Genomic DNA, 22,745 nt, shown 5'->3' on the forward strand with positions numbered 1-22,745 from the left:
TCCGGGCGCCGCGGCCGCGGGGCTGGACCGGTTGACTAGGCTCCACCGGGTGGAGCAGACCCCAGGCCGGCTCGCCGGGCCGCCGGTGACCCCCCGTACCGCCGTGATCTGGTCGGTGCTGCGCGCCGAGCTGGAGCGGCGCGCCGACGCCGCGCTGACCGTGCTCGACGTCGGTGGCGGCACGGGCGGCTTCGCCGTGCCGCTCGCCCGGGCCGGCCACCGGGTCACGGTGGTCGACGCCAGTCCCGACGCGCTCGCCGCGCTGACCCGTCGGGCCGCCGAGGCCGGGGTGGCGGGGCGGGTCCGTGCCGTGCAGGGCGACGGCGACGCGCTCGCCGGGCTGGTCGAGCCGGGCAGCGCCGACCTGGTGCTCTGCCACGCCGTGCTGGAGGTCGTCGACGATCCGGAGGCGGTGGTGGCGGCGCTGGCCGCCACCCTGCGTCCGGGCGGTGCGGCGAGCGTGCTGGTGGCCGGCCGGGCCGCCGCCGTGCTCGGCCGGGCCATGAACGGGCACCTCGACGTCGCCGCCGCGTTGGCCGCCGAGCCGGCCGGCTCCGCCGGGGCCCGGGACACGCTGCGTCGGCGCTACGACGCCGACGGCGCCGCCGCGCTGCTCGGCGCCGCCGGGCTCGTGGTGGAGGAGATCCACGGCGTACGCGTCCTCGCCGACCTCCTACCCGCCGCCGTCGCCGACGGCCAGCCGGCCGCCCTGGTCGAGTTGGAACGGGCGCTCGCCGCGCGGGCGCCCTGGCGCGACCTCGCCGCCCAGCTGCACCTCTTCGCCCGTCGCCCGTGACCGATCCGCTGGGGATCGTCCGGCCGCGCTACGGCGACGGCAGCCTCGCCGACGTCCTGCCCGCCGCGCTGGCCGTGCTCGGCGTGCCCGGCGCCGCCGACCCGCTCGGGCTGGGCGTCGCGCTGGCGGGCGTACGCCGCGTCGCGGTGCTGCTCGTCGACGGCCTCGGCTGGTACCAGATCCCGACCGCCGCGCCGTACGCGCCGACCCTGGCGGGGCTGGCCGCGACCGTCGGCCGGCCGCTGACCTCGGGCTTCCCGTCGACCACGCCGACCAGCCTGGTCACGCTGGGCACCGGCGCCGCGCCCGGGGCGCACGGCGTGCTCGGCTTCACCATGCGGGTGCCGGGGACCGACCGGGTCCTCAACCACGTCGAGTGGGGGGCCGACCCGTCGCCGACGCGCTGGCAGCCGGTGCGTACCCAGCTGGAACTGGCCCGGGCGGCCGGGGTCGCGGTGACGGTGGTGAGCCGACCCGAGTTCGGCGGCAGCGGGCTGACCGTGGCCGCCAACCGGGGCGGCGACTACCGGGGCGCGGCCGGCGTCGACGCGCTCGCCGAACGGATGCTCGCCGCCCTGGCCGCCGGCCCGGGGCCGACGCTGGTCTCCGGCTACCACCCCGACCTGGACCGGCACGGCCACCTCAGCGGTGTCGACTCGGTGCCCTGGCGGAGCGCCGCGGCCGACGTGGACCGGCTGCTCGCCCGGCTCGTCGAAGGGCTGCCGCCCGACGCCGCGCTGCTGGTCACCGCCGATCACGGCCAGCTCGACGTGCCGGCCGCGGACCGTATCGACCTGGACGCCGATCCCCGGCTGCGCGCCGGGGTGGCGGTGGTCGCCGGGGAGCCCCGGGTCCGCTACCTGCACGTCACCCCCGGCGCCCTGGACGACGTCGTGGCCGCCTGGTCGGCGGTGCTCGGTGCCGCGGCCCGGGTACGCACCCGCGAGGAGGTCGTGGCCGCCGGCTGGTTCGGCCCGGTGGCGGAGGAGCACCTGCCGCGCATCGGCGACGTGGTGGTCGTCTGCAACGGCACCCACGCGGTGACGGCCTCCCGCTCCGAGCCGCCGGGGGTCGCCCGGCTGGTGGCGTACCACGGGGCGGACACGGCGGCCGAGATGACCGTTCCGCTGCTGGTCGTACGCGGCTGACCCCGGCGGGTGCCGGCCGTGCCACGCCCGGCCGACCCGTCCCGGCCGGTTGTCACAGGCCAGGGCTAGCCTGCGGGGATGGGCCGCAGCCAGTCGTTGCCCGGGGGCGGCGACCCCCGGTTCGGGCCGGACGCCGACGACACCGGCTGCCCGGTCCTGCACGTCGACATGGATGCCTTCTTCGCCTCGGTCGAGGTCCGTCGCCGCCCGGAGCTGCGCGGCCGGCCCGTCGTGGTGGGCGGCACCGGCCCGCGCGGGGTGGTCAGCTCCGCCAGCTACGAGGCCCGGCGCTACGGCGTACGCAGCGCCATGCCGACCGCGCGGGCCCGGGCGCTCTGTCCCGACGCGGTCTACCTGGCGCCGGACTTCGCGCAGTACTCGGCGGCCTCCCGGGCGGTCATGCAGATCTTCCGGGACGTCACCCCGTTGGTCGAGCCGCTCTCCCTGGACGAGGCGTTCCTCGACGTGGCCGGGGCCCGGCGCCTCTTCGGTCCGCCCGCCGCCATCGCCCGGCGCATCCGCGGGCGCGTCGCCGCGGAGCAGGCGCTGACCTGCTCCGTCGGGGTCGCCCCGAGCAAGTTCGTCGCGAAGCTCGGCTCGACCCGCGCCAAGCCCGACGGGCTGCTCGTCGTTCCGGCGGCCCGGGTGCTCGACTTCCTGCACCCGCTGCCGGTGTCGGCGCTGTGGGGGGTGGGGGAGCGGTCCACCGAGACGCTGCGCCGGCTGGGCCTGGCCACCATCGGCGACCTCGCCGAGGCGCCGGTCGGCATGCTGCGCAAGGCGCTCGGCCAGGCGTCCGCCGCCCACCTGCACGAGCTGGCCTGGGGGCGGGACCCGCGCCGGGTCAACCCCGAGCACGCGGAGAAGTCGATCGGCGCGGAGGTCACCTTCGACGTCGACGTGGACGACCCGTTGCAGATCCGCCGGGCGCTGCTCGCCCTCTCCGAGAAGGTCGGGGCCCGGCTGCGCCGGGCCGGTCAGGTCGGCCGGACCGTGTCGCTGAAGGTGCGCCTGGCCGACTTCCGCACCGTCAACCGGTCCCGCACCCAGGGCGCGCCCACCGACGTCGCCCGGGAGATCTTCGACACCGTCTGGGCGCTCTACACCGCCCTCGACCCGGGTGAGCGCGTCCGGCTGGTCGGCGTACGCGTCGAGGGGCTCGCCGCCGCGCAGCTGACCCCGCGCCAGCTCACCCTCGGTGCGCCCGAGCGGGGCTGGCGGGAGGCGGAGGCCGCCGCCGACGCCGCGGCTGCCCGTTTCGGGCGGTCCGTCATAGGTCCGGCCAGTCTGCTCGGTGCCCCGGACGGGCGACGAAATGAAAATCCGCCCCGGGCGTAGGTCGTCCCGCTTTCCGACGCGCGGGGGCCCTCGTAGACTTGCGGGTAAGCAGCCGGTTGGCTGCCACGGTCTGTCGGCCCGACCGGGCCGACCAACGTGACCGGGGAGGAGTGCCGTGCCGCTCTCGGAGCACGAGCAGCGGCTGTTCGAGCAGATCGAGCGGTCGCTTGCCGAGGACCCCAAATTCGCCTCGGCCGTGCGCGCCAGCGATCCGCGTTTCCACGCGCGGCGTCGCCTGCTCGTCGCTGCCGGCGTGATGATCGCTGGGCTGGCCCTGTTGGTCTATGGCGCGGTGATCAAGACTCCGCCGCTGGCAGTGGCGGGATTCGTCGTCATGCTGGCCTCGGCCGCGTTCGCGGTGCAGTCGCACCGCCGGGCGCAATCACCGGACCTGCACGTCGTGGGAGGGACGACGAGCCGTCGCCGCCCCCGCGGCCGGTCGAGTCGTCGGCCCTCGATCCTGGATCGGATGGAGGACCGGTGGCGGCAGCGCCCGGAGGGGCACCGCTGAGCCGGCCGCGTCGCTGAATCCGGCCCGCCGGAGTGGCGGGCCACGACGAAGAGCGGGTTGCCGGGGATGCCCCGGCGACCCCCGACGATTCCGCACGTCCCTGGCGTGCGGCTCCGCCATGTCCCGCCGCCCCCAGCGCCACGGTGACCAGCAGTCCAGGCGTCATCGTCCGACCTGGGGCTGCGGCCCCGGCGCGGGGTAAGCCCGAGACCGCGAAGGGCCGGTGGGGGCGGTGCGTGCCCCCACCGGCCCGTACCGCGACGGTCAGCGGGCCATGCGGCCCGCCAGCAGGCGACGCGGGTTCCAGCGCAGCAGCCGCTGCCGGGCCCGCCCGCCCGTCGTCACCAACCGGGACGACGCCTCGGCCGTGGCCGTACGCCAGCGCAGCAGCACCGACGGCGGCAGCACCGCCGCCACCAGACGGGTGCGCCGGTCGGCCCGCGCGGCGAGCGCGCCGCGTACCGCGCGCAGGGCCGGCAGGAGCTGCTCGCCGGTGAGCGGGTCGCGGGCGTAGCGGGCGCGTTCCTCGGCGCGGCCGAGCAGGCGTACCGCCGTGGTCGCCCCCGCGTCGTCGGCGAGCGACTCCCGCGACAGCCGGTCGGCGGTGGCCCGGGGGGTCTCCGTCCGGTCCATCCGCACCCGGTAGTCCACCAGCGTGTCGAGCAGTTCGTCCCAGGCGGCGTGCGCGTCCGCCCGCGCCCGCTCCGCGTCCGCCAGCACCACCATGCGCCGCCCCTCGGGGAGCGGCGCTCCGGCGGCACCCCCGGTGGCCGACGCGGCCGCGGCGGGTGCCGCCGGAGCGCTACGCCGCCGGCGCAGCGCCACGCGGCGCAGCGCCGGCAGGGCGAGCAGGAACAGCAGGACCAGCACGCCGGCGGCCGCGTACCAGGGCCAGACCGGCGCCTGCTCGGCCGGCGCCTCGCCGTCGAGGGCCAGGCCGGAGTCGATGTCCTCCTCGGGGCCCTCCGGACCCGCCGGACCGGCCGACGGGTCGGCGGCGCCGGGAGCGTTCGACGGACCGGGAGCCGGCGCGTCATCCTCCGGGGCGTCGGTGTCCGGCGCCCAGACCGACCGCGTCGAGCCCTGCACCCCGTACGCCGGGGTGGCGTCGAAGGGCACCCAACCGACTCCGTCGAAGTAGACCTCGGTCCAGGCGTGCAGGTTGCGGTTGGTCAGCGTGTACGTGCCCTCGCCGGAGTTGCTGCCGTTGGCGAACCCGAACGCCACCCGGGCCGGGATGCCGGCGGCCCGGACCAGCCACGTCATCCCGGCGGCGTACTGCTGGCAGAAGCCGACCTTGTTGTTGAGGAAGTCGACGATCTCCTGCCCGCTGGTGCCGCCCTTGGTGCTCAGCGAGTAGGTGAAGCCGTTGTCGGCGGAGAAGTGCTCGTAGATCGCGCGGACCTTGTCGTACTCGGTGTCCTTGCCCCGCACCAGCGTGGAGACCAGCTCCTCGACGGCGGGCACCGGCGGCGGTGCGGGGTGCAGGCGACGTGCCGCGTGGTCGGCCGGCAGCGGCCGGGACCGCCGCAGGGCGGCCGGCGTGTACGTCGAGCGCACGTAGTCGAAGGCGTAGCGCTTGTCCCGCGAGTCGTCCCGGTTCGAGAAGATCACCTGGAGGCGGGGGTCGTAGGACCACCTGCCGCTCAGGTCCTCGGTGCGCACCGGCTCGGTGTAGACCGGCAGCAGCGGCATGTTGAGGTTCTTGCTCACCTCGACAGTGGCCCGGTACCGCTGCTGCTCGACGCCCCGGCCGGAGGGCGTCGGCAGGTCGTCGCCGACGGGGCGCCCGGTGGGGTTGCTCGGCCGGAAGCCGCCCGGTTCGAGCTTGTCGGCCACCCCGAAGCGCAGGTAGAAGGGATCGGCCTCGTTCGTGGTGACCTTGACGAGGTCGGCGACCTCGGACTGGTTGAGCTGCCCGCTCAGCGCCGCGAACAGGTCGATCCCGCCCGGGGTGCCACCCTGCCCGGGGCGTCCGTTGCCGGTGCCGTTGCCGGAACCCGCGCCCAGCCTGTCGAGCAGCCCGCCGGTCATCCCGGGCACCGCCAGGGGCAGCACCACGGCCACCGCCACGCCCACCGCCGCCAGCCGCCGGCCGGCGGCGGCCAGCGGCGACGCCTCCCAGACGTCGACGTCGCGTCCGTCACCGGTGAACCGGCGGCCGAAGCGGCGTACCCGGTCGACGTTGTCGGTCACCAGCAGCCAGAGGTAGCCGGCGGCGCCGACGACGAACGGCACCGCCGGGACGCTGTCCACGTAGACCGCGACCGGCACCGAGTAGATCGCCAGCATCGGCAGGCCGGCCAGCGCCGGCCGGCGCAGCCCGACGGCGAGCACGTCGACCAGCACGGCCACCCCGCCGATCCCGAGCACGGTGACGAAGAGCAGCGGATCGGTGTCGGGCACCTTCACGCCGTAGGAGCGCATGTCCTCCAGCGAGCCGTCGAGCAGCTCGCCGAAGTGCGTGAAGGTGGCCGGGGTGGGCACGATGCCCAGCAGCTCGCCGCCGCTGGGGAAGAGCCAGGTCAGGGCCAGTGTCAGGCCGGCCAGCATGCCGAGCACCTGGCCCCAGAGCGGGACCCGGCCCAGCCGGGCGAGCGCGGCCACGGCGGCGACCACGGCCACCGCGATCGTCGCCTGGATCAGCCACGTCCAGCGTTCGAAGATGGCCGACAGCGGCGCGGCCGCGAGCAGCGTCGCCGCGGCGGCGACCAGGCCAAGGTTCCGATGGGCGGTCATGAGGGCACCCTTCCGTTCATCGCACGCCGCCGGCCACCGTCTCGGCCATGGCCGCCCGCAGCGCGAAGCCCTGCGAACCGCGCGCCGCCTGCGGCCACAGGGCGGGCAGCCCGGCGCCGTGGTCGACGCCGATCACCCGCCAGCCGCTCTGCAACAGGGCCAGCGCGGCCGCGCCGTGCGCGTGGTCCGCCTCGGCCCGCGCCCTGGCGGGCAGGTTCAGCCAGCTGGAGCTGTCGAGCAGGAAACCGACACAGGTGGCGCCGTTGCCCCGCAGCCCGGCCAGCAGCTCGGCCTCGGCGGTGCTCACCGACCCGAAGAGACCGATGATCAGGCCGCCGTCGGCCCGCTGCCGGACCTGTTGCACCAGCGTGGTCAGCTCGCCGGACTTGTCGAGCCGGACCTCGGCGAGGTGGTCGAGCAGCACCCCGTCGCCGGCGGCCTCGGACGCGTCCACGTCCGCGCCGGAGCCGGTGACCAGACGCAGCCGGTAGCCGGCCTGCCGCAGGTGCACCGCGATGCTCGCGGCGGCGGAGACCGCCCACTCGAAGGAGGCCGTCGGCCCGTCGCCCCGGTGGCCGTACGCCCGGGTGTCCAGCACCACCGTCGCCCGGCTCTCCCAGGGCTGCTCCTCCCGGCGCACCATCAGCTCGCCGGTACGCGCGGTGGACTTCCAGTGCACCCGGCGCAGGTCGTCGCCCACCCGGTACTCGCGGGTGGCCGCGTCGTCCTCGCCGTGCACGGCGACCGAACGGGCCCGGCTGTCGCCGCTGCCCGCGTACTCGCCGGGCAGCCGCACCGAGGGCAGCGGCGTGACCTGCGGGATGACGGTCAGGTGGTCGGTGCTCGGGAAGGCCCGGGTCAGCTCGCACAACCCGAACGGGTCGGTCATGCGGACCACCAGCGGGCCTACCGGGTAGCGGCCGCGCACGTCGGCCCGCACGGTGTACGCCACCGAGCTGGCCTGGTGGGCGCCGAGCCGCTCCAGCACCACCCGGGGCCGGCTGCCCAGCGCGTACGGCAGCCGGTCCTCCAGCAGCAGGGTGCCGGTGGGCAGCCGGGACATGTTCTGCAGCCGCAGCACCACCCGGGAGCTGGCCCCCACCGGCACCCGGTGCGGGTCCAGCGAGCGGTTGCACGCCAGCTTGTAGCGGCTGCGCCCGACGTAGGCCGCGGCGAGCAGCGGCAGGACGGCCAGCAGCACGGCCACCCGCAGCAGGTCCTTCTCGCCGAGGATGCCGGCCGAGATCGCCGCGGCCACCGCCGCCGCGAGGAACGACCGGCCGCGGGTGGTCAGCCCTCGCAGACCGTCGCGCACGTCACCGCCTCCGCGGCTCGTACGCGGCTCGGCCGTTGCCCTCGCCCGTGGCGCGGGTGTCGTAGGGGGAGCGCGCGCGGTCGTGCGGCAGCGGCAGCCGGTGCACCAGCTCGGAGACGATCGCGTCGGTGGTGCGCCGGGCGAGCTGGGCGTCGGCGGTGGGGATGATCCGGTGCGCGAGCACCGGCACGGCCAGCGCCTGGAGGTCGTCGGGGAGGACGTAGTCGCGGCTCTCCAACGCGGCCACCGCGCGGGCGGTGCGCAGCAGCTGGAGGGTGGCCCGGGGGGAGGCGCCGAGGCGCAGGTCGGCGGCCTCGCGGGTGGCGGTGACCAGGTCGATCGCGTACTGCTTGACGGCGTCGGCGACGTGCACCTGCCGGACGTGGGCGATCAGCTGGCGCACGGTGTTGGCGTCGGAGACCGGGCGCAGCTCGTCGAGCGGGTCGGTGGCGCCGTGCCCGTCGAGCATCGCCAGCTCGGCGTTCGGGTCCGGGTAGCCCATCGCGATGCGGGCGGTGAACCGGTCGCGCTGCGCCTCCGGGAGGGGGTAGGTGCCCTCCATCTCGATCGGGTTCTGGGTCGCGATGACCATGAACGGCGTCTGTAGGTGGTAGGTGACGCCGTCGACGGTGACCTGCCGCTCCTCCATGCACTCCAGCAGCGCGGACTGGGTCTTCGGCGAGGCCCGGTTGATCTCGTCGCCGACGACGAGGTTGGCGAAGACCGCGCCCGGGCGGAACTCGAAGTCGTGCGTCTCCTGGTTGTAGACGCTGACCCCCGTGACGTCACTGGGCAGCAGGTCGGGGGTGAACTGGATGCGGCGCACCGAGCAGTCGATCGAGCGGGCCATCGCCTTGGCGAGCTTGGTCTTGCCGACCCCGGGAACGTCCTCGATGAGCAGGTGCCCCTCGGCGAGCAGGACGGCCAGGGCGAGCCGCACGGTGGCGGTCTTGCCCTCGATGACCTGCTCGATGTTCGACACGATCGCTTCGCTGGCGGCGCGGAACTCGTCGTGCGGCAACAGGCCGCCCACCTCGTCCCTGGTCTGTTGTGTCACGGGCCTCCTCCTCGTCGCCGGACGGCAGCTCTGTATAGAGCAGCTGGACCCGTCGTAGGGTTCGCGACGCCGAGCCACGTCTGCCGCAGAAATCTCACTGGCCTCTCAGGCTAACCATGTTTCTCGCTGTCGCCGACCCCCGCAGGTAGACGGTCGGTTACACAGCGAATATTCGCCAGGTCGGGGGAACCGGCGTGGCTGTGGGTGCCGGTGCCGACCACGCAGGGGCGTCGGCCGCGCGCGCCGGCGGCGGCCCCTGCCCGTCCCACGGGTGGTGGCGGGCGACGTGCGCGGCCGCTCGGCGGGGTACACTCCCGGTCATGGCCGGATTCTTCCTGCTCCTTACCGGGCCGTGCTGATGCGCTGACGCGCGACAGCACGGCGGCCCCTCCTGCGCGAGGGGCTTTTTTGTGCCCTCCGCCGGGTGCCCCGGCACCCGGCACCGGCCCCGGCGGCGACGCGGTGCCGGCGGCGGGCAGAGCCAGCCATACCGACATGACCGCGCCGAGCGAGGTCAGCATCCAGCCCGGCCGTGGCGCGGCCGGCGGCGACGAGCGAAGCGAGGAGACGCCATGAGTGAGGCAGCACCGGCCGACATCCCCCCGTTCCGGTACACCGCGGCCCTGGCCGGGGAGATCGAGCACCGCTGGCAGGAGGTCTGGGCGCGGGAGGGCACGTTCCACGCCCCGAACCCGACCGGCCCCCTGGCCGACCCCGGCCACCCCCGCGCCGGCGCGGAGAAGCTGTACGTGCTGGACATGTTCCCCTACCCGTCGGGCGCGGGCCTGCACGTCGGGCACCCGCTGGGCTACATCGGCACCGACTGCTTCGCCCGCTACCAGCGGATGGCGGGGCGCAACGTGCTGCACGCCATGGGCTTCGACGCGTTCGGCCTGCCCGCCGAGCAGTACGCGGTGCAGACCGGCACCCACCCGCGGACCACCACCGTGGCCAACATCGAGCGCTACAAGGAGCAGCTGCGCCGGCTGGGCCTGGCCCACGACGAGCGCCGCTCGGTGGCCACCATCGACACCGACTTCTACCGCTGGACGCAGTGGATCTTCCTGCAGGTCTTCAACTCCTGGTACGACACCGAGGCGAAGCGGGCCCGCCCGGTCGCCGAGCTGATCGCCGAGTTCGAGGGCGGCAACCGGCCCACCCCCGACGGCCGCCCGTGGGCGCAGCTGTCCGTCGCCGAGCGCCGGGCCGTCGTCGACGACCACCGGCTGGCGTACGTCTCGCAGGCGCCGGTCAACTGGTGCCCGGGGCTGGGCACCGTGCTGGCCAACGAGGAGGTCACCGCCGACGGCCGCTCCGAGCGGGGCAACTTCCCCGTCTTCAAGCGCAACCTGAAGCAGTGGATGATGCGGATCACCGCGTACGGCGACCGGCTGCTGGACGACCTGGAGGCGCTGGACTGGCCCGAGCCGATCAAGCTGATGCAGCGCAACTGGATCGGCCGCTCCACCGGCGCGCACATCGACTTCCCGACCACCGTCGGGCCGGTCCGGGTCTTCACCACCCGGCCTGACACGATCTTCGGCGCCACCTACATGGTGCTGGCCCCCGAGCACGAGCTGGTCGACGCGCTGACGCCGGCCGCCTGGCCCGACGGGACGAAGGAGGCGTGGACCGGCGGGCACGCCAACCCGCGCGCGGCGGTGGAGGCGTACCGCAAGGCGGCGGCGGCCAAGACCGACGTCGAGCGGCAGGCCGACACGAAGGAGAAGACCGGCGTCTTCGTCGGGGCGTACGCCACCAACCCGGTCACCGGCGGGCAGGTCCCGATCTTCGTCGCCGACTACGTGCTGGCCGGCTACGGCACCGGCGCGATCATGGCGGTGCCCGCCCAGGACGAGCGGGACTGGGCGTTCGCCGAGGTCTTCGAGCTGCCGATCGTGCGTACCGTGCAGCCGGCGGAGGGCTTCGCCGGCAAGGCGTACACCGGGGACGGCCCGGCGGTCAACAGCGCCGCCCCCGAGCGCGGCCTGGACCTGAACGGCCTGGGGGTGGCCGAGGCGAAGGCCCGGATCATCGAGTGGCTGGAGGCCAACGGGCACGGCACCGGCGCGGTGACCTACCGGCTGCGGGACTGGCTGTTCAGCCGGCAGCGCTACTGGGGCGAGCCGTTCCCCATCGTGTACGACGAGACCGGCGCCGCCATCGCGCTGCCGGAGGAGATGCTGCCGGTCGAGCTGCCCGAGGTGGACGACTTCTCGCCCCGCACGTTCGACCCGGAGGACGCCGACAGCAACCCGGAGACGCCGCTGTCGCGCCGGCGCGACTGGGTCGAGGTGGAGCTGGACCTGGGCGACGGCCCGAGGCGATACACCCGCGAGACCAACGTGATGCCGCAGTGGGCCGGCTCCTGCTGGTACGAGCTGCGCTACCTGGACCCGACCAACTCCGAGCGCTTCGTCGACGCGGAGAACGAGGCGTACTGGATGGGCCCGCGCGGCGAGGGCGACTGCGGGGGCACCGACCTGTACGTCGGCGGCGCCGAGCACGCCGTGCTGCACCTGCTGTACGCCCGCTTCTGGCACAAGGTGCTGTACGACCTGGGCCACGTCTCGTCGTTCGAGCCGTTCCGCAAGCTGTTCAACCAGGGCTACATCCAGGCGTACGCCTACACGGACGCCCGGGGCGCCTACGTGCCGGCGGAGGACGTCACCGAGCGCGACGGCGGCTTCTACCTGGGCGACACCCGGGTCAACCGCGAGTACGGCAAGATGGGCAAGTCGCTGAAGAACGTGGTCACGCCGGACGACATGTGCGCCGCGTACGGGGCGGACACGTTCCGCGTCTACGAGATGTCGATGGGCCCGCTGGAGGTGTCCCGTCCGTGGGAGACCCGGGCGGTGGTCGGGTCGTACCGGTTCCTGCAGCGGGTCTGGCGGGCCGTCGTCGACGAGCAGAGCGGCGCGCTGCGGGTCACCGACGCGCCGGCCGACGAGGCGACCCGGCGGCTGTTGCACAAGGTCGTCGACGGGGTCCGCGGCGACATGGAGGCGATCCGGTTCAACACGGCGATCGCCAAGCTGATCGAGCTGACCAACGGGCTGACCCGGCTGGCGGAGACCCCGCGCGAGGTGGCCGAGCCGCTGGTGCTGATGGTGGCGCCGTTCGCCCCGCACGTGGCCGAGGAGCTGTGGCGGCGGCTGGGACACGACACCTCCCTGACGTACGTGGACTTCCCGACCGCCGACCCGGCGCTGCTGGTGGCGGAGACGGTGACCTACCCGGTGCAGATCAACGGCAAGGTGCGGGGCCGGGTCGAGGTGCCCGCCGACGCGCCCGAGGAGACCGTCCGCGCGGCGGCCCTGGAGGCGGTGGCCGGTCCGCTGGCCGGCAAGGAACCGCGCAAGGTCATCGTGATCAAGGGCCGTATGGTCTCGGTCGTCGCCTGACCCCGGTCCGGCGGCCGGTGGCGGAGGGGCCGCCGTCACGGGTCGCGGCGGCGGACGACGGCCACGGCGGCCAGCGTCGAGGCCAGGGACCAGGCCGCGAAGGTCAGCCAGGCGCCGGTGACCGTGGCCGGGTACGGGTCCGGATTGAGGATGTCGGGATGCACCTCGATCAGGCGCAGCCAGGCGGTCAGCGGCAGGGCGTTGTACAGCTCGGCGATCCACCGGTGCTCGTCGCTGTCCACCGCCATCGGCACCAGCACGAGCAGCGACGTGGCCGCGGCGACGGCTCCGGCGGCGTGTCTGACGAGCGCGCCCAGACCCATTCCGACCAGCGAACAGACGGGCACGAGCACGGCGCTCGCGACGACGGCGCGCAGCACCCCGGGCTCGCCGGCCGACCAGCCGGCGCCCCGGTCGGCGAGGATCGCCTGGGAGACCCAGAACGAGGTCGCCGCGGTGACCGTGCCGAGGGCGAGCATGACCCCGGCCAGTACGGCGGCCTTCGCCGCGACCGTCGCCCGGCGGGCCGGGACGGCGGCGAACGTGGCCCGGATCAGCCCACTCTGGTACTCGCCGACGACCGTCAGGGCGCCGACGGTGGCCGAGGCGAGGATCAGCAGCAGGTAGCCGGCCTCGGGGAAGGCGTCGCGCACCGGCCCGTACAGGCGGAACATCTCCCGACGCTCCTCCGGGTACGTCGGCCAGTTCCGGTGGTCGGCGAGGCTGGCGTTGACGCTGACGCCGACCACGAAGAGCAGGACCAGCGGCAGCGTCCAGCGGGTCGAACGCAGCGACCACAGCTTGATCCACTCGGCGGCCAGCAGGTCGCGGAAGCGGGCCGGCGTCTCGGTCACGGCCGCGCGACGGGCCGCTCCGGTCGCGGCGGTCATCGGGTCCCCTCCCCGGCGGGGTATTCCACGTTGTCGGCGGTGAGTGCCATGAAGGCCTCCTCCAGTGAGGCCGTGCGGGTGGTCAGTTCGTGCAGCCCGACGCGGTGGGCGAGGGCGAGGTCGCCGATCCGGGCGGCCGTCAGGCCGGTCACGACGAGTGTCCCGGTGTCGGACGGTCGGACGTCGGCGCCCTCGGCGGCCAGCACGGCGGCCAGCCTCGCCGGGTCGGGCGTACGGACGGAGACGCCGGCCCGGGCGCTCCGGGCGGCGAACTCGGCGAGGCCCTGCTCGGCGATGAGCCGGCCCCGGCCGATCACCACGAGCCGGTCGGCGCAGTTCTGCATCTCGCTCATCAGGTGGCTGGAGACGAAGACGGTGCGTCCCTCGGCGGCCAGCCGCCGGAACAGGTCGCGTACCCAACGCACCCCCTCCGGGTCGAGGCCGTTGAACGGCTCGTCGAAGAGCAGCACGGGCGGGTCCCCGAGCAGCGCGGCGGCGATGCCGAGGCGCTGCCGCATGCCGAGCGAGAAGCCGCCGATGCGCCGTCGCCCGACGGCCGACAGCCCCACCTCCCGAAGCACCTCGTCGACCCGGCCGCGCGCGATGCCGTTGCTGCGGGCCAGGGCCGACAGGTGGGCCACGGCGCCGCGCCCGCCGTGCACGTCGCCGGCGTCGAGCAGCGCGCCGGCGTGGCGCAGCCCGCGCGGCCGGTCGGCGAACCGGACCCCGTCGACCGTGACGGTGCCGCTGGTCGGCGCGGTGAGCCCGATGATCATCCGCAGCGTGGTGGACTTGCCGGCCCCGTTGGGGCCCAGGAACCCGGTCACGTGGCCGGGTCGCACGGTCAGGGTGAGGTCGTCGACGGCAGTCTTGCGGCCGTACCGTCTCGTCAGGGCGCTCATTTCGATCACCCGGTCCACGCTGCCGGGCGACGGCCGGCGCGGCGTCGCCCCGGCGGCCACACCCGGCGGGCGGTGACCCGCCCCGGGGCGTACGCCCGTGGGCCGATGCCCGGGCGGCGGCGGGCTGGCTACCGTGTGCGGCATGGACGCGACCGAGCCGCCGGCCCGCCGCGCCGCGGCGCGGGCCCGGGCGGTGCTGCCCTGGGTCGGCGTCGCGGCGCTGCCGCTGGCCGTGCTCATGGCCCCGGTCGTGGCGTCGAGCCGGAACGGCGTCGGGTTCGGCGACTGGTGGATCCCCGAGCGGTACCTGGTGCCGTTGCTGGCCGTGGCCCCGCCCGCCGGGTTGCTGCGGCGCCGGCCGGTGCTGGCCCTGGCGCTGATGCTCGCCGCGGCGTGCGTGGTCACCGTGGTCGTCAACGTCCCGGAGGACGGCTACCTGGCCGACATCTGGTACGCGCAGTTCCTGGCGGTCGACCTGGTGGTGGGGCTGATCGCGGCGGGGAGGTCCCGCCGCGTCTCGGTGCCGGTGGCCGTCGTGGCGCTCGCCGTGCAGGTCACCGCGAGCTTCGTGAACCCCTCCACCGACCCGGTGAGTCGGGCCATGATCTCCGTGCTGGCGGTCGTCACCGCGTGGACGGTCGGCAACTCCGTGCGGGCCCGGCGCGGCTACGCCGAGGCGCTGCGGTCGCACGCCGCCGCCGAGGCGGTCACCGCCGAGCGGCTGCGCATCGCCCGCGAGCTGCACGACATGGTCGCGCACAGCATCGGGGTGATCGCCATCCAGGCCGGCGTGGGGGCCCGGGTCATCGACACCCAGCCGGCCCAGGCGCGCGCCGCGCTGGCCACCATCGAGGCGACCAGTCGCGACACCCTGGCCGGCCTGCGGCGTACGCTCGGCGCGCTGCGCCGCCCGCAGTCGGAGTCGGCCTCGCTGGCGCCGACGCCCGGGCTGGACGACCTCGACCGGCTGGTCACCGCCGCCGCCGACGCGGGCGTGCGGGTGGACCTGCGGCGCGGCGGCGAGCGGCGGCCGGTCCCGGCCGAGGTCGACCTCGCCGCGTTCCGCATCGTGCAGGAGGCGCTGACCAACGTGGTACGACACGCGGCCAGCGACCGGTGCCGGGTCACCGTCACGTACGGCCCCGACGAGGTGGCGGTGGAGGTCGTCGACGACGGCCGGGGCGGCACGGTCGGTGGCGAGGGGCACGGCATCGTCGGCATGCGGGAACGCGTCGCCCTGGCCGGCGGCCGGTTCCACGCCGGGCCGCGCCCGGAGGCCGGCTTCCGGGTGGCGGCGTCCCTGCCGGCGCCACCGACGGCGCGGCAACCGGCCGCCCCGCAGACCGGGGCGGGGCGGCGGTGAGCGTCCGGGTGCTGCTCGTCGACGACCAGCCCCTGGTCCGCGCCGGCCTGCGGGTGCTCATCGCCGACGCCCCCGACATCGACGTGGCCGGCGAGGCGGGCACCGGAGCCGAGGCGGTGCGGCTGGCCCGCGAGCTCGCGCCCGACGTGGTGCTGATGGACCTGCGGATGCCCGGCATGGACGGCATCCAGGCCACCCGCGCGATCACCGCGCACGGCGGGGCGGCCCGCGTCCTCGTGCTCACCACCTTCGACGACGACGAGCACGTGCACGCCGCGCTGCGCGCCGGCGCGAGCGGCTTCCTGGTCAAGGACATGACGCTGGAGGAGATCCTCAACGCCGTCCGGGTGGTCGCGGCCGGCGACGCGCTCATCGCCCCCGGGGTCACCCGCAGGCTCATCGCCGAGTTCGCCCGCCGCCCCACCCGGGCGGCCCCGACCCGGCCCCTCGACGGCGTCACCGAGCGGGAGCGCGAGGTGCTGACCCTCGTCGGCCGGGGCCTGAGCAACGGCGAGATCGGCGCCGAGCTGGTGATCAGCGCGGCCACCGCCAAGGCGCACGTGGCCCGGCTGTTCGCCAAGCTGGGCGCCCGCGACCGGGTGCACCTCGTGATCGCCGCCTACGAGGCGGGGCTGGTCTCCCCGGCGGGCTGAGGCGCGCGACCGGGTGGGGCGGACGCGTTCCGGGCGCTCAGCACAGCGCCGCCGTCACCGCCCGGCGGTGCTCGGCCAGCCAGTCGTACCAGCCGCGCACCATGTCTGCGACCCCCGCCTCACGGAGCTGGCGCATGGCCGGAACGCCCCGCTCCGCGCCGGCCGCGATCCCGCGCCAGGTCCCGTCGATCTGGGCGAGCATCACGTCGACCAGTTCGGCGCGGGGCAGCGCGAGCGACCCCGTGCCGGCCGCCTCGTAGGCGTCGCAGAGCAGCCGGGCGCGCCGGGCCAGCTCCACCGGGTCGGCTCCCGGTCCCGGTGCCGCCCAGTGCCAGGCGGCGAAGGCGACGTCCTCGACCCGCCGGCCGGGCGCGGCCAGGTCCCAGTCGATCAGCGCGACGGGCAGCGGGCCGGCGTGGGAGTCCCGGTACACCGTGTTCTTCGGGGACAGGTCGCGGTGGCAGACCGTCTCGGCCGCCCCGGCCAGCGGGCTGCCCGCGCAGGCGTCGTGCAGCCGCCGGACCAGCCCGGCCAGCCGGGTCAGGGCCGGGTCGGCGAAATACGCCGGATCCTCCCTGTCCCGCCACGGCACCCGGCCGTCGACGTGGCTGAGCATCTGCCGACCCTGCTCGTCCGTGCCGAGGTGGCGGGGCGCGACGTCCGCGCCCACCCGCTCCAGGTGCCGCAGCAGCGCGGCGACGAACTCGGCGTTCTCCGGCGGCGTACGCCGGACGGTGTCGCCGACCCGGACCACCTCGGCGACGAAGCCCCCGCGCAGCCGCTCGCCGGCGGCCGTCGGGTCGACGCGGCCGGTGGCGCCGGTCGGCTGTCGCCGCTCGTGTTCCGGCCCGGTGCCCCCGCCCGCTCCGGGTGACCCGCTGCGCACCGCCGGCCTCAGCTCGGCCCGAGCCGGCGCTGCCGCTCGGCGCGCCACCAGTTGCGGATCAGCACGACGCTGGCGATCAGCCCGAGCGCGGCGGGGGCGGCCCCGAACCAGTTGACCTCGCCCGGGGAGGTGACCGCCGCGCCCACCGCCGCGTAGCCGAAGGCGGTCGGCGCGGAGGCGATCACGCTGCCGGCGAGGAACGGCAGCACCCGGGCGCCGGTCGTGCCGTAGCCGTAGCTGACCAGCCCGAAGCCGGCGATCGGCAGCAGCCGTACGGTGATCACGCCGAGCACGCTCTGCCGGGCGAACCAGCCGTCCAGCCGCGCCAGCCGGCCACGCACCCGGTCCGCGACGAACTCCCGCCCGAGCAGGCGGCCCACCGCGAAGCCCAGCGCCGCCGCCAGCAACGCGGCACCCAGCGCGTACGCGGCGCCCTCCAGCGCCCCGAAGATCGCGCCGGAGGCGAGCGTGATGAAGGTCCGGGGGACGAGCGCGACCAGCAGCAGCGCCCCGCCGAGGACCGCCGCCACGGGGGCGAGGCCCCCCAGCCGGTCGGCCAGCCGGGGCAGCTCCTGCGCCTCGGGCATCGGCACGACGAGCAGCGCCGCCGCGAAGCCGGAGAGCAGGAGCAACAGCAACGCGAAGCGGACGGCCGACGGCTGCCGCGACAACCGCCGGACGGCCGGGATCATGCCCGGGCGGCGGCGGCCACCGCGGCGCGGCGTTCGGCGCGGAGCCGGTCCGGCCAGGTGTCGTCCAGCGGCGGGAGCTGGTGCGCACCGGTGGCCCAGCGCAGCAGCAGGTCCGCCAGGGCGGGGTTGCGGGCCAGGGCCGGTCCGTGCAGGTAGGTGCCGAGCAGCTTGCCCCGCCACGCCCCCTCGGTGGCGCCGTCGTTGCCGACCCCGGCGGTGACCCGGGCCAGCGGGGAGACCCCGGGGCCGAGGTGGGTGCGACCGCCGTGGTTCTCGAAGCCGGTCAGCGCCGGCACGCCCAGCCGCGGGTCGATGTCGCCGGCCAGCTCGCCGACGGCCCGGGTCGGCCCCCGGTCGGAGGAGAGGTCGAGCAGCTCCAACCCGGCGCAGCGGGCGCCCTTGGCGAAGAAGGAGGTGCCGAGGAGCTGGTAGCCGGCGCAGACGCCGAACACGACCGAGCCCTGGGCGACCGCCCGGTGCAGGCCGCCGTCGGCGAGCAGCCGCTGCGCGCCGAGCGCCTGCGGGCCGTCCTCGCCGCCGCCGATGAGGTAGATGTCGGCCGTGGCGGGGAGGCGCTGGTCGGAGCGCACCTCCAGCACCTCGACCGGGAACCCGCGCTGTCGCGCGCGGCGGGCGAGGATCAGCGCGTTGCCGCGGTCGCCGTAGGTGGAGAGCAGGTCGGGGTAGATCCAGACGATGCGCAGGCTCTCAGTTGACACGGTCCAACTCCGCTCGGATGTCCTGGAACGCGGTGTAGTTCGCGATGACCTCCAGGCGCCCCGGGGGCACCGACCGGACGGCGTCGTCGAACGTCCGCACGTGCTGGAAGGGCACGTCGTTGACCTCCAGCCGCACCGCGAGGTCGTACGCGCGGTCGCCGGTGATCAGCACCTGCCGGCCGCGCAGCGGGGCGAAGTCGACGTCGAACAGCCAGGAGGTGTCCAGACCGTCGGGGTCCCGGGCGTTGATGGAGAGCAGTGTCGGGGCGACGTCGGCCATGTCGAACGCCTCCAGCCAGCTGGCCGGGTTCTTCGCCAGCAGCAGCCGGATGTTGCGCCCGTCGCGCTGGACCTGCGCGTAGCGGCCCGCGACCGAGGTGACGCTGCCGAGCTGGAGCACCGCGTCGACCGGGCGGACCCCGAACTCGGCGGCGACGGCCAGCGCGGTGGCGGCGTTGCCGACGTTCACCTTGCCGGGCAGCTGGAGCCTGACCTTGTGCCAGGCCCCCGTCGGGTCGAGCACGCCGTCGTCCTCCACCGTCCACTGCGGCTCGGGCCGGCGCAGCGGGCAGCCGCTGCACCACCACTGGTCGCCGGAGCGCTTGATGGTGGAGCCGCACTCGGGGCAGACCCACGAGTCGTCGTGCCAGCGCTGCCCGGCGCTGAACCAGGTGACCTGAGGCGGGGCGATGCGGTGGTCGTGGTTGGGCGGCGGCGTCGCGGCCCACACCACCATCGGGTCGTCGGCGTTGGCGACGACCCGGACGTCGGTGTGCCGGACCAGCGCGGCGCGCCAGAGCTGCGCCATCATGGCGACCTCCTTGGCCCGGTCGAGCTGGTCGCGGGAGAGGTTGAGCAGCGCCACCACGTGCGGCTCGGTGGCGTCCAGCACCTGGGCGAGGTAGTGCTCGTCCACCTCCAGCACCGCGTAGGGGGTGCTGCCGGCCTTGGCCAGCGCCGAGGTGTGCCCGGTCGGCATGTTGGCGCCGAACGAGTTGGTGGCCACCCGGCCGAGCACCCCGACGGCCGCGGCGGTGAGCCGGGTGGTGGTGGTCTTGCCGTTGGTGCCGGAGATCAGGGCGATGGCGCGCCCGGCCGACAGGTGGGCCAGCAGGTCGGGGTCGATCTTCAGCCCGATCCACCCGCCGATCACCGAACCGTCACCGCGCCCCGCGGCCCGCGACAGCGCCGCGGCGGTCCGCGACACAGAGCTTGCCACCTTTGCCCGCAGGGGCATCTTCGCGTCCGTCACCCGAGCGAGGTTACCGGACCGGGTACCCCGCCAGATCGCCGCCGACGGCGAACCGTTCGGCCGGGGCGACCCGGCGGCCGGGCGGACCGCGCTCGGCCGGACGGAGTCGATCTATGTCGGAAAGCGGACGGGGTCGTGGGGGCCCGCCACCCTCCACTCCGCTCCACCCCCGTTGACGTGCGGTTTTGCCGGCCGAAAGGGCGCGCCACGCGGGCGATTCTGGTTGCGGGTGGAGGGAAGTGGAGTAGAGTGGGGCGCATTGGTGAGGCCGGGAGGGCCCACCGGCCCGGGGGGTCAGCGGCGCCGCGAACGCCGCTCAAAGGGCGAGGGGGTTGGGCCGATGTTTCTCGGCACCCACACCCCGCGCCTGGACGACAAGGGCCGGCTGATCCTTCCGGCGAGGTTCCGGGACGAGTTGGCGGGGGGTGTCGTGATCACCAAAGGGCAGGAGCGCTGCCTCTACGCCTTCCCGATGCCCGAGTTCCAGCGGATCGCGGAGCAGTTGCGCGCGCAGCCGATGACGCACAAGGCGGCCCGGGCCTACAGCCGGGTCTTCTTCGCCAGCGCGCACGACGAGGTGCCCGACAAGCAGGGCCGGGTGACGATCCCGGCCCACCTGCGGGCCTACGCCGCTCTCGACCGGGACCTGGTCGTGATCGGCGCGAGCACCCGGGTGGAGATCTGGGACAGGGTCGCCTGGGAGACCTACCTCGCGGAGAGCGAAGACGACTTCGCCGACATCGAGGAGGGGGTGCTGCCCGGCGGTCTGTAGGGCGTGACGGCGCCCGACGTACTGCGAGATCTCCACCCGCTTTCGAGTTCCTGGCACCCCTTCCCCGGTGCCAGGCGCACGATCCGATCGGAGGGCCGCGGCCTCCGGCGGGCGGGAGCGGATGGGGATCTGGCGGTACGACGGCACGGCGTCGTCCGACGGCAGGCGCGTGAAGGACGAAGGTTTCACACCAGTGGGGGTCGACATGGGGGAGCTACGCGGCACGCACGTGCCGGTGCTGCTCGAGCGGTGTCTCGAGTTGCTGGCCCCCGCGCTGGGCCGGGGCGGGCGGAGGGTCCACGTCGACGCGACGCTGGGCCTGGCCGGGCACGCCGAGGCGGTGCTCGAGGCGCATCCGGAGACGGTGCTCGTCGGGCTGGACCGGGACACCGAGGCGCTCGCCCACGCGCGCGTCCGGCTGGCCCGTTTCGCCGACCGCGTCCACCTTGAGCACGCCGTCTACGACGAACTGCCCGAGGTGCTCGACCGGCTGGGCTACCCGGCGATCGACGGGATCCTGTTCGACCTGGGGGTCTCCTCACTGCAACTCGACGCACCCGACCGCGGGTTCGCCTACGCGCAGGACGCCCCGCTGGACATGCGGATGGACCAGACCCGGGGGGTGACCGCCGAGGAGGTGGTCAACACCTACGCCCACCCGGACCTGGCCCGGGTGCTGCGGGTCTACGGCGAGGAGAAGTTCGCCGGCCGGATCGCCTCGGCGATCATCCGGGAGCGCGAACGGGCCCGGATCACCTCGTCGGCGCGGCTGGCCGAACTGGTCAGGGAGTCCATTCCGGCACCGGCGCGACGAACCGGGGGACACCCGGCTAAGAGAACGTTTCAGGCTTTACGGATCGAGGTAAACAAGGAACTGGCGGCGCTGGAAACGGCGCTGCCAGCCGCGCTCGACAAGCTCAACGTGGGCGGCCGCATGGTGGTCCTGTCCTACCACTCGCTGGAGGACCGGCTCACCAAGGCGGCGCTCGCAGACCGGGTCCGCAGCAAGGGCCCGGTCGACCTCCCGGTCGAACTGCCCGGGTCCGGTCCGACGTTCCGGCTGCTCAGCCGGGGCGCCGAACTGCCCGGGGAGGCGGAGGTCGCCGTGAACCCGCGCGCCGCCTCGGTGCGGCTGCGGGCCGCGGAGCGCCTCGACCCGGACGCGGCGCAGCAGGGGCGTACCGACCGCGAACGGTACCGCCGGCGGGTCAAGGCGATGCACCAACCGGGGGCGGGGTCCACCGGATCCGGACGGATCCGACGGACCCCGGGGGACGGGACAGGGACGGACGAAGAGGGGGAGGGACATGACGATTGACAAGCGCGACCGCCGGGACGTCACCGGTGGCGGGCAGCGCGCACCGCGGTCGGGGGGCCGGACCGCGGCGGAGCGGGCCACGCGCATCGGGACCGGCGCGCCGCGCGAGGACCGGGGGAACCGGCAGGGGGAGACTCGCGCCCGGGGGGCGCGCGAGTTCCCCACCCAGGGCAGCGCCGCGCTGCGTCCGGCGGAGCGCGAGACCGCCGGCGCCGCGCGCCAGCCCCGGCTGCGGGTGGCGCCGCCGCCGCCGGTGAAGGTGCCGCGGGCACCCTTCGCGGCACTGGTGGTGGTGCTGGTGGTCGGCGGGGTGCTCGGCATCCTGCTGGTCAACACGAAGATCAACGAGAACGCCTTCCGGCTGGAGAAGCTCCAGGAGCAGCAGGCCAAGCTCGACGTGGAGCAGCAGCAGCTGACCAAGCAGATCGCCGACGCGGAGGCCCCGGGCAACCTGGAGGCCCAGGCCCGCAGGCTCGGTCTGGTGGAGGCGGGCGAGCCGGCGTACATCCGGCTGCCCGACGGCAAGGTGATCGGCGTGCCGCAGCCGGCCGACGGCCAGCCGTCGATCACCAGCCAGCAGGGCGCGGGAGGCTGACGACCGTGCCACCGAGATCGGACGAACCGCGCCGGGACGCCACAGGCTCCCGGCGTGGTTCGTCCCGCGACGGCGGTGGCCGCGGCGCCGAGCCGCGCGCCGGGCAGCCGGGGGCCGGTGGCATCTCCGACGCCCGGGCGTACACCCCGCGCGGGCGCACCGTACGCGAACAGCGCGCCGGCGGCCGGAGCGAGCGTGACGCCGACGCCGGCCGCGCCGAGCAGCGCCGGAGCCCGCGCAGCAGCCGTTCCGGCGATCCGTTCCGCCCCGCCCTGCAGGTGCTCGACGGCGGGCGCGCGGGCGCCGGCCGGGCCGGCCGGCGGGAGGCCGCCGGGCGCTCCGGCGTCGTGCGTACCGTCACGCCGCGCGGGCCGCGCCACGACGAAGTCGGA

General features: G+C 75.3%; 19 protein-coding genes and 1 pseudogene. 11 read left to right on the forward strand and 9 right to left on the reverse strand.

Translation table 11 applies throughout. The annotated features are described in order from the left end of the window. The first annotated feature begins 31 nt into the window (after positions 1-31). The 4 genes from V6V16_RS23095 (at position 32) to V6V16_RS23110 (ending at position 3,793) form a co-directional block, all read left to right on the forward strand. Positions 32-796: a methyltransferase domain-containing protein gene (locus V6V16_RS23095; protein WP_334565211.1), complete on the forward strand. Its 765-nt coding sequence runs from the start codon at positions 32-34 to the stop codon at positions 794-796. Next, positions 748-1,944 (forward strand): alkaline phosphatase family protein, encoded by a 1,197-nt coding sequence (locus tag V6V16_RS23100; RefSeq protein ID WP_334565238.1) that lies wholly within the window; start codon positions 748-750, stop codon positions 1,942-1,944. Before V6V16_RS23095 ends, V6V16_RS23100 begins: the two co-directional genes overlap by 49 nt. 78 nt (positions 1,945-2,022) lie before the next feature. Beyond that, entirely contained in the window at positions 2,023-3,282 is a 1,260-nt protein-coding gene (locus V6V16_RS23105) for a DNA polymerase IV (protein ID WP_334565213.1), read from the forward strand. 115 nt (positions 3,283-3,397) lie between these two features. Further along, complete coding sequence (locus V6V16_RS23110) at positions 3,398-3,793, forward strand: DUF3040 domain-containing protein (protein WP_334565214.1); 396 nt, start codon at positions 3,398-3,400, stop codon at positions 3,791-3,793. 264 nt (positions 3,794-4,057) lie between these two features. Here V6V16_RS23110 and V6V16_RS23115 read toward each other — a convergent pair whose 3' ends face one another. From V6V16_RS23115 to V6V16_RS23125, 3 genes are read right to left on the reverse strand one after another with little or no spacing between them, the layout of a single operon-like run. Beyond that, positions 4,058-6,532: a transglutaminase TgpA family protein gene (locus tag V6V16_RS23115; RefSeq protein WP_334565215.1), complete on the reverse strand. Its 2,475-nt coding sequence runs from the start codon at positions 6,530-6,532 to the stop codon at positions 4,058-4,060. A gap of 16 nt (positions 6,533-6,548) precedes the next feature. Next, positions 6,549-7,847, reverse strand: a complete 1,299-nt coding sequence (locus V6V16_RS23120) for a DUF58 domain-containing protein (protein ID WP_334565217.1) — start codon at positions 7,845-7,847, stop codon at positions 6,549-6,551. A 1-nt stretch (position 7,848) separates the two neighbouring features. Continuing rightward, entirely contained in the window at positions 7,849-8,904 is a 1,056-nt protein-coding gene (locus tag V6V16_RS23125) for an AAA family ATPase (protein WP_334565219.1), read from the reverse strand. Positions 8,905-9,476: 572 nt separating this feature from the next. Between V6V16_RS23125 and leuS the strand changes: the two genes are divergently transcribed. After that, the gene (gene leuS, locus V6V16_RS23130) at positions 9,477-12,311 is read left to right on the forward strand and encodes a leucine--tRNA ligase (protein ID WP_334565221.1); all 2,835 of its coding nucleotides are present in this window, start codon (positions 9,477-9,479) and stop codon (positions 12,309-12,311) included. 35 nt (positions 12,312-12,346) lie between these two features. Here leuS and V6V16_RS23135 read toward each other — a convergent pair whose 3' ends face one another. Both V6V16_RS23135 and V6V16_RS23140 read right to left on the reverse strand, forming a co-directional pair. Next, complete coding sequence (locus V6V16_RS23135; protein ID WP_334565223.1) at positions 12,347-13,201, reverse strand: hypothetical protein; 855 nt, start codon at positions 13,199-13,201, stop codon at positions 12,347-12,349. Further along, the gene (locus V6V16_RS23140; RefSeq protein WP_334565225.1) at positions 13,198-14,103 is read right to left on the reverse strand and encodes an ATP-binding cassette domain-containing protein; all 906 of its coding nucleotides are present in this window, start codon (positions 14,101-14,103) and stop codon (positions 13,198-13,200) included. Before V6V16_RS23140 ends, V6V16_RS23135 begins: the two co-directional genes overlap by 4 nt. A gap of 142 nt (positions 14,104-14,245) precedes the next feature. Between V6V16_RS23140 and V6V16_RS23145 the strand changes: the two genes are divergently transcribed. Beyond that, a complete protein-coding gene (locus tag V6V16_RS23145; RefSeq protein WP_334565227.1) occupies positions 14,246-15,466 on the forward strand; it encodes a sensor histidine kinase in 1,221 nt (406 codons plus the stop codon). Continuing rightward, positions 15,463-16,119 (forward strand): response regulator transcription factor, encoded by a 657-nt coding sequence (locus V6V16_RS23150; RefSeq protein WP_334565229.1) that lies wholly within the window; start codon positions 15,463-15,465, stop codon positions 16,117-16,119. The genes V6V16_RS23145 and V6V16_RS23150 overlap by 4 nt, the downstream gene beginning before the upstream one ends. Before the next feature lie 37 nt (positions 16,120-16,156). On the opposite strand, the gene V6V16_RS23155 is transcribed toward V6V16_RS23150, so the two are convergent. The 4 genes from V6V16_RS23155 to V6V16_RS23170 are packed head-to-tail and all read right to left on the reverse strand — an operon-like array spanning position 16,157 to position 19,653. Then, on the reverse strand, positions 16,157-17,005 hold the full coding sequence (locus V6V16_RS23155; protein ID WP_334565231.1) for a phosphotransferase: 849 nt from the start codon (positions 17,003-17,005) through the stop codon (positions 16,157-16,159). Between the two features lie 8 nt (positions 17,006-17,013). After that, positions 17,014-17,754: a TVP38/TMEM64 family protein gene (locus V6V16_RS23160; protein ID WP_442934139.1), complete on the reverse strand. Its 741-nt coding sequence runs from the start codon at positions 17,752-17,754 to the stop codon at positions 17,014-17,016. Next, positions 17,694-18,416, reverse strand: coding sequence for a type 1 glutamine amidotransferase (locus tag V6V16_RS23165; RefSeq protein WP_334565234.1), 723 nt, complete (start codon positions 18,414-18,416; stop codon positions 17,694-17,696). The genes V6V16_RS23160 and V6V16_RS23165 overlap by 61 nt, the downstream gene beginning before the upstream one ends. After that, positions 18,406-19,653 carry a MurT ligase domain-containing protein gene (locus V6V16_RS23170; RefSeq protein WP_334565240.1) on the reverse strand — a complete coding sequence of 416 codons (1,248 nt, stop codon included), beginning with the start codon at positions 19,651-19,653 and terminating at the stop codon, positions 18,406-18,408. Before V6V16_RS23170 ends, V6V16_RS23165 begins: the two co-directional genes overlap by 11 nt. 355 nt (positions 19,654-20,008) lie before the next feature. Between V6V16_RS23170 and mraZ the strand changes: the two genes are divergently transcribed. The 4 genes and pseudogenes from mraZ to V6V16_RS23190 all read left to right on the forward strand — a co-directional run. After that, entirely contained in the window at positions 20,009-20,440 is a 432-nt protein-coding gene (gene mraZ, locus V6V16_RS23175) for a division/cell wall cluster transcriptional repressor MraZ (RefSeq protein WP_334565235.1), read from the forward strand. Positions 20,441-20,645: 205 nt separating this feature from the next. Further along, positions 20,646-21,758, forward strand: coding sequence for a 16S rRNA (cytosine(1402)-N(4))-methyltransferase RsmH (gene rsmH / locus V6V16_RS23180; RefSeq protein ID WP_334565241.1), 1,113 nt, complete (start codon positions 20,646-20,648; stop codon positions 21,756-21,758). Next, positions 21,748-22,353: a septum formation initiator family protein gene (locus tag V6V16_RS23185; protein WP_334565237.1), complete on the forward strand. Its 606-nt coding sequence runs from the start codon at positions 21,748-21,750 to the stop codon at positions 22,351-22,353. The genes rsmH and V6V16_RS23185 overlap by 11 nt, the downstream gene beginning before the upstream one ends. 5 nt (positions 22,354-22,358) lie before the next feature. Further along, positions 22,359-22,745, forward strand: a pseudogene (locus V6V16_RS23190) (penicillin-binding protein 2); the annotation flags it as partial.

Origin of the sequence: Micromonospora sp. CPCC 205561, from assembly GCF_036906775.1 — a bacterium.
Lineage (GTDB): Bacteria > Actinomycetota > Actinomycetes > Mycobacteriales > Micromonosporaceae > Micromonospora.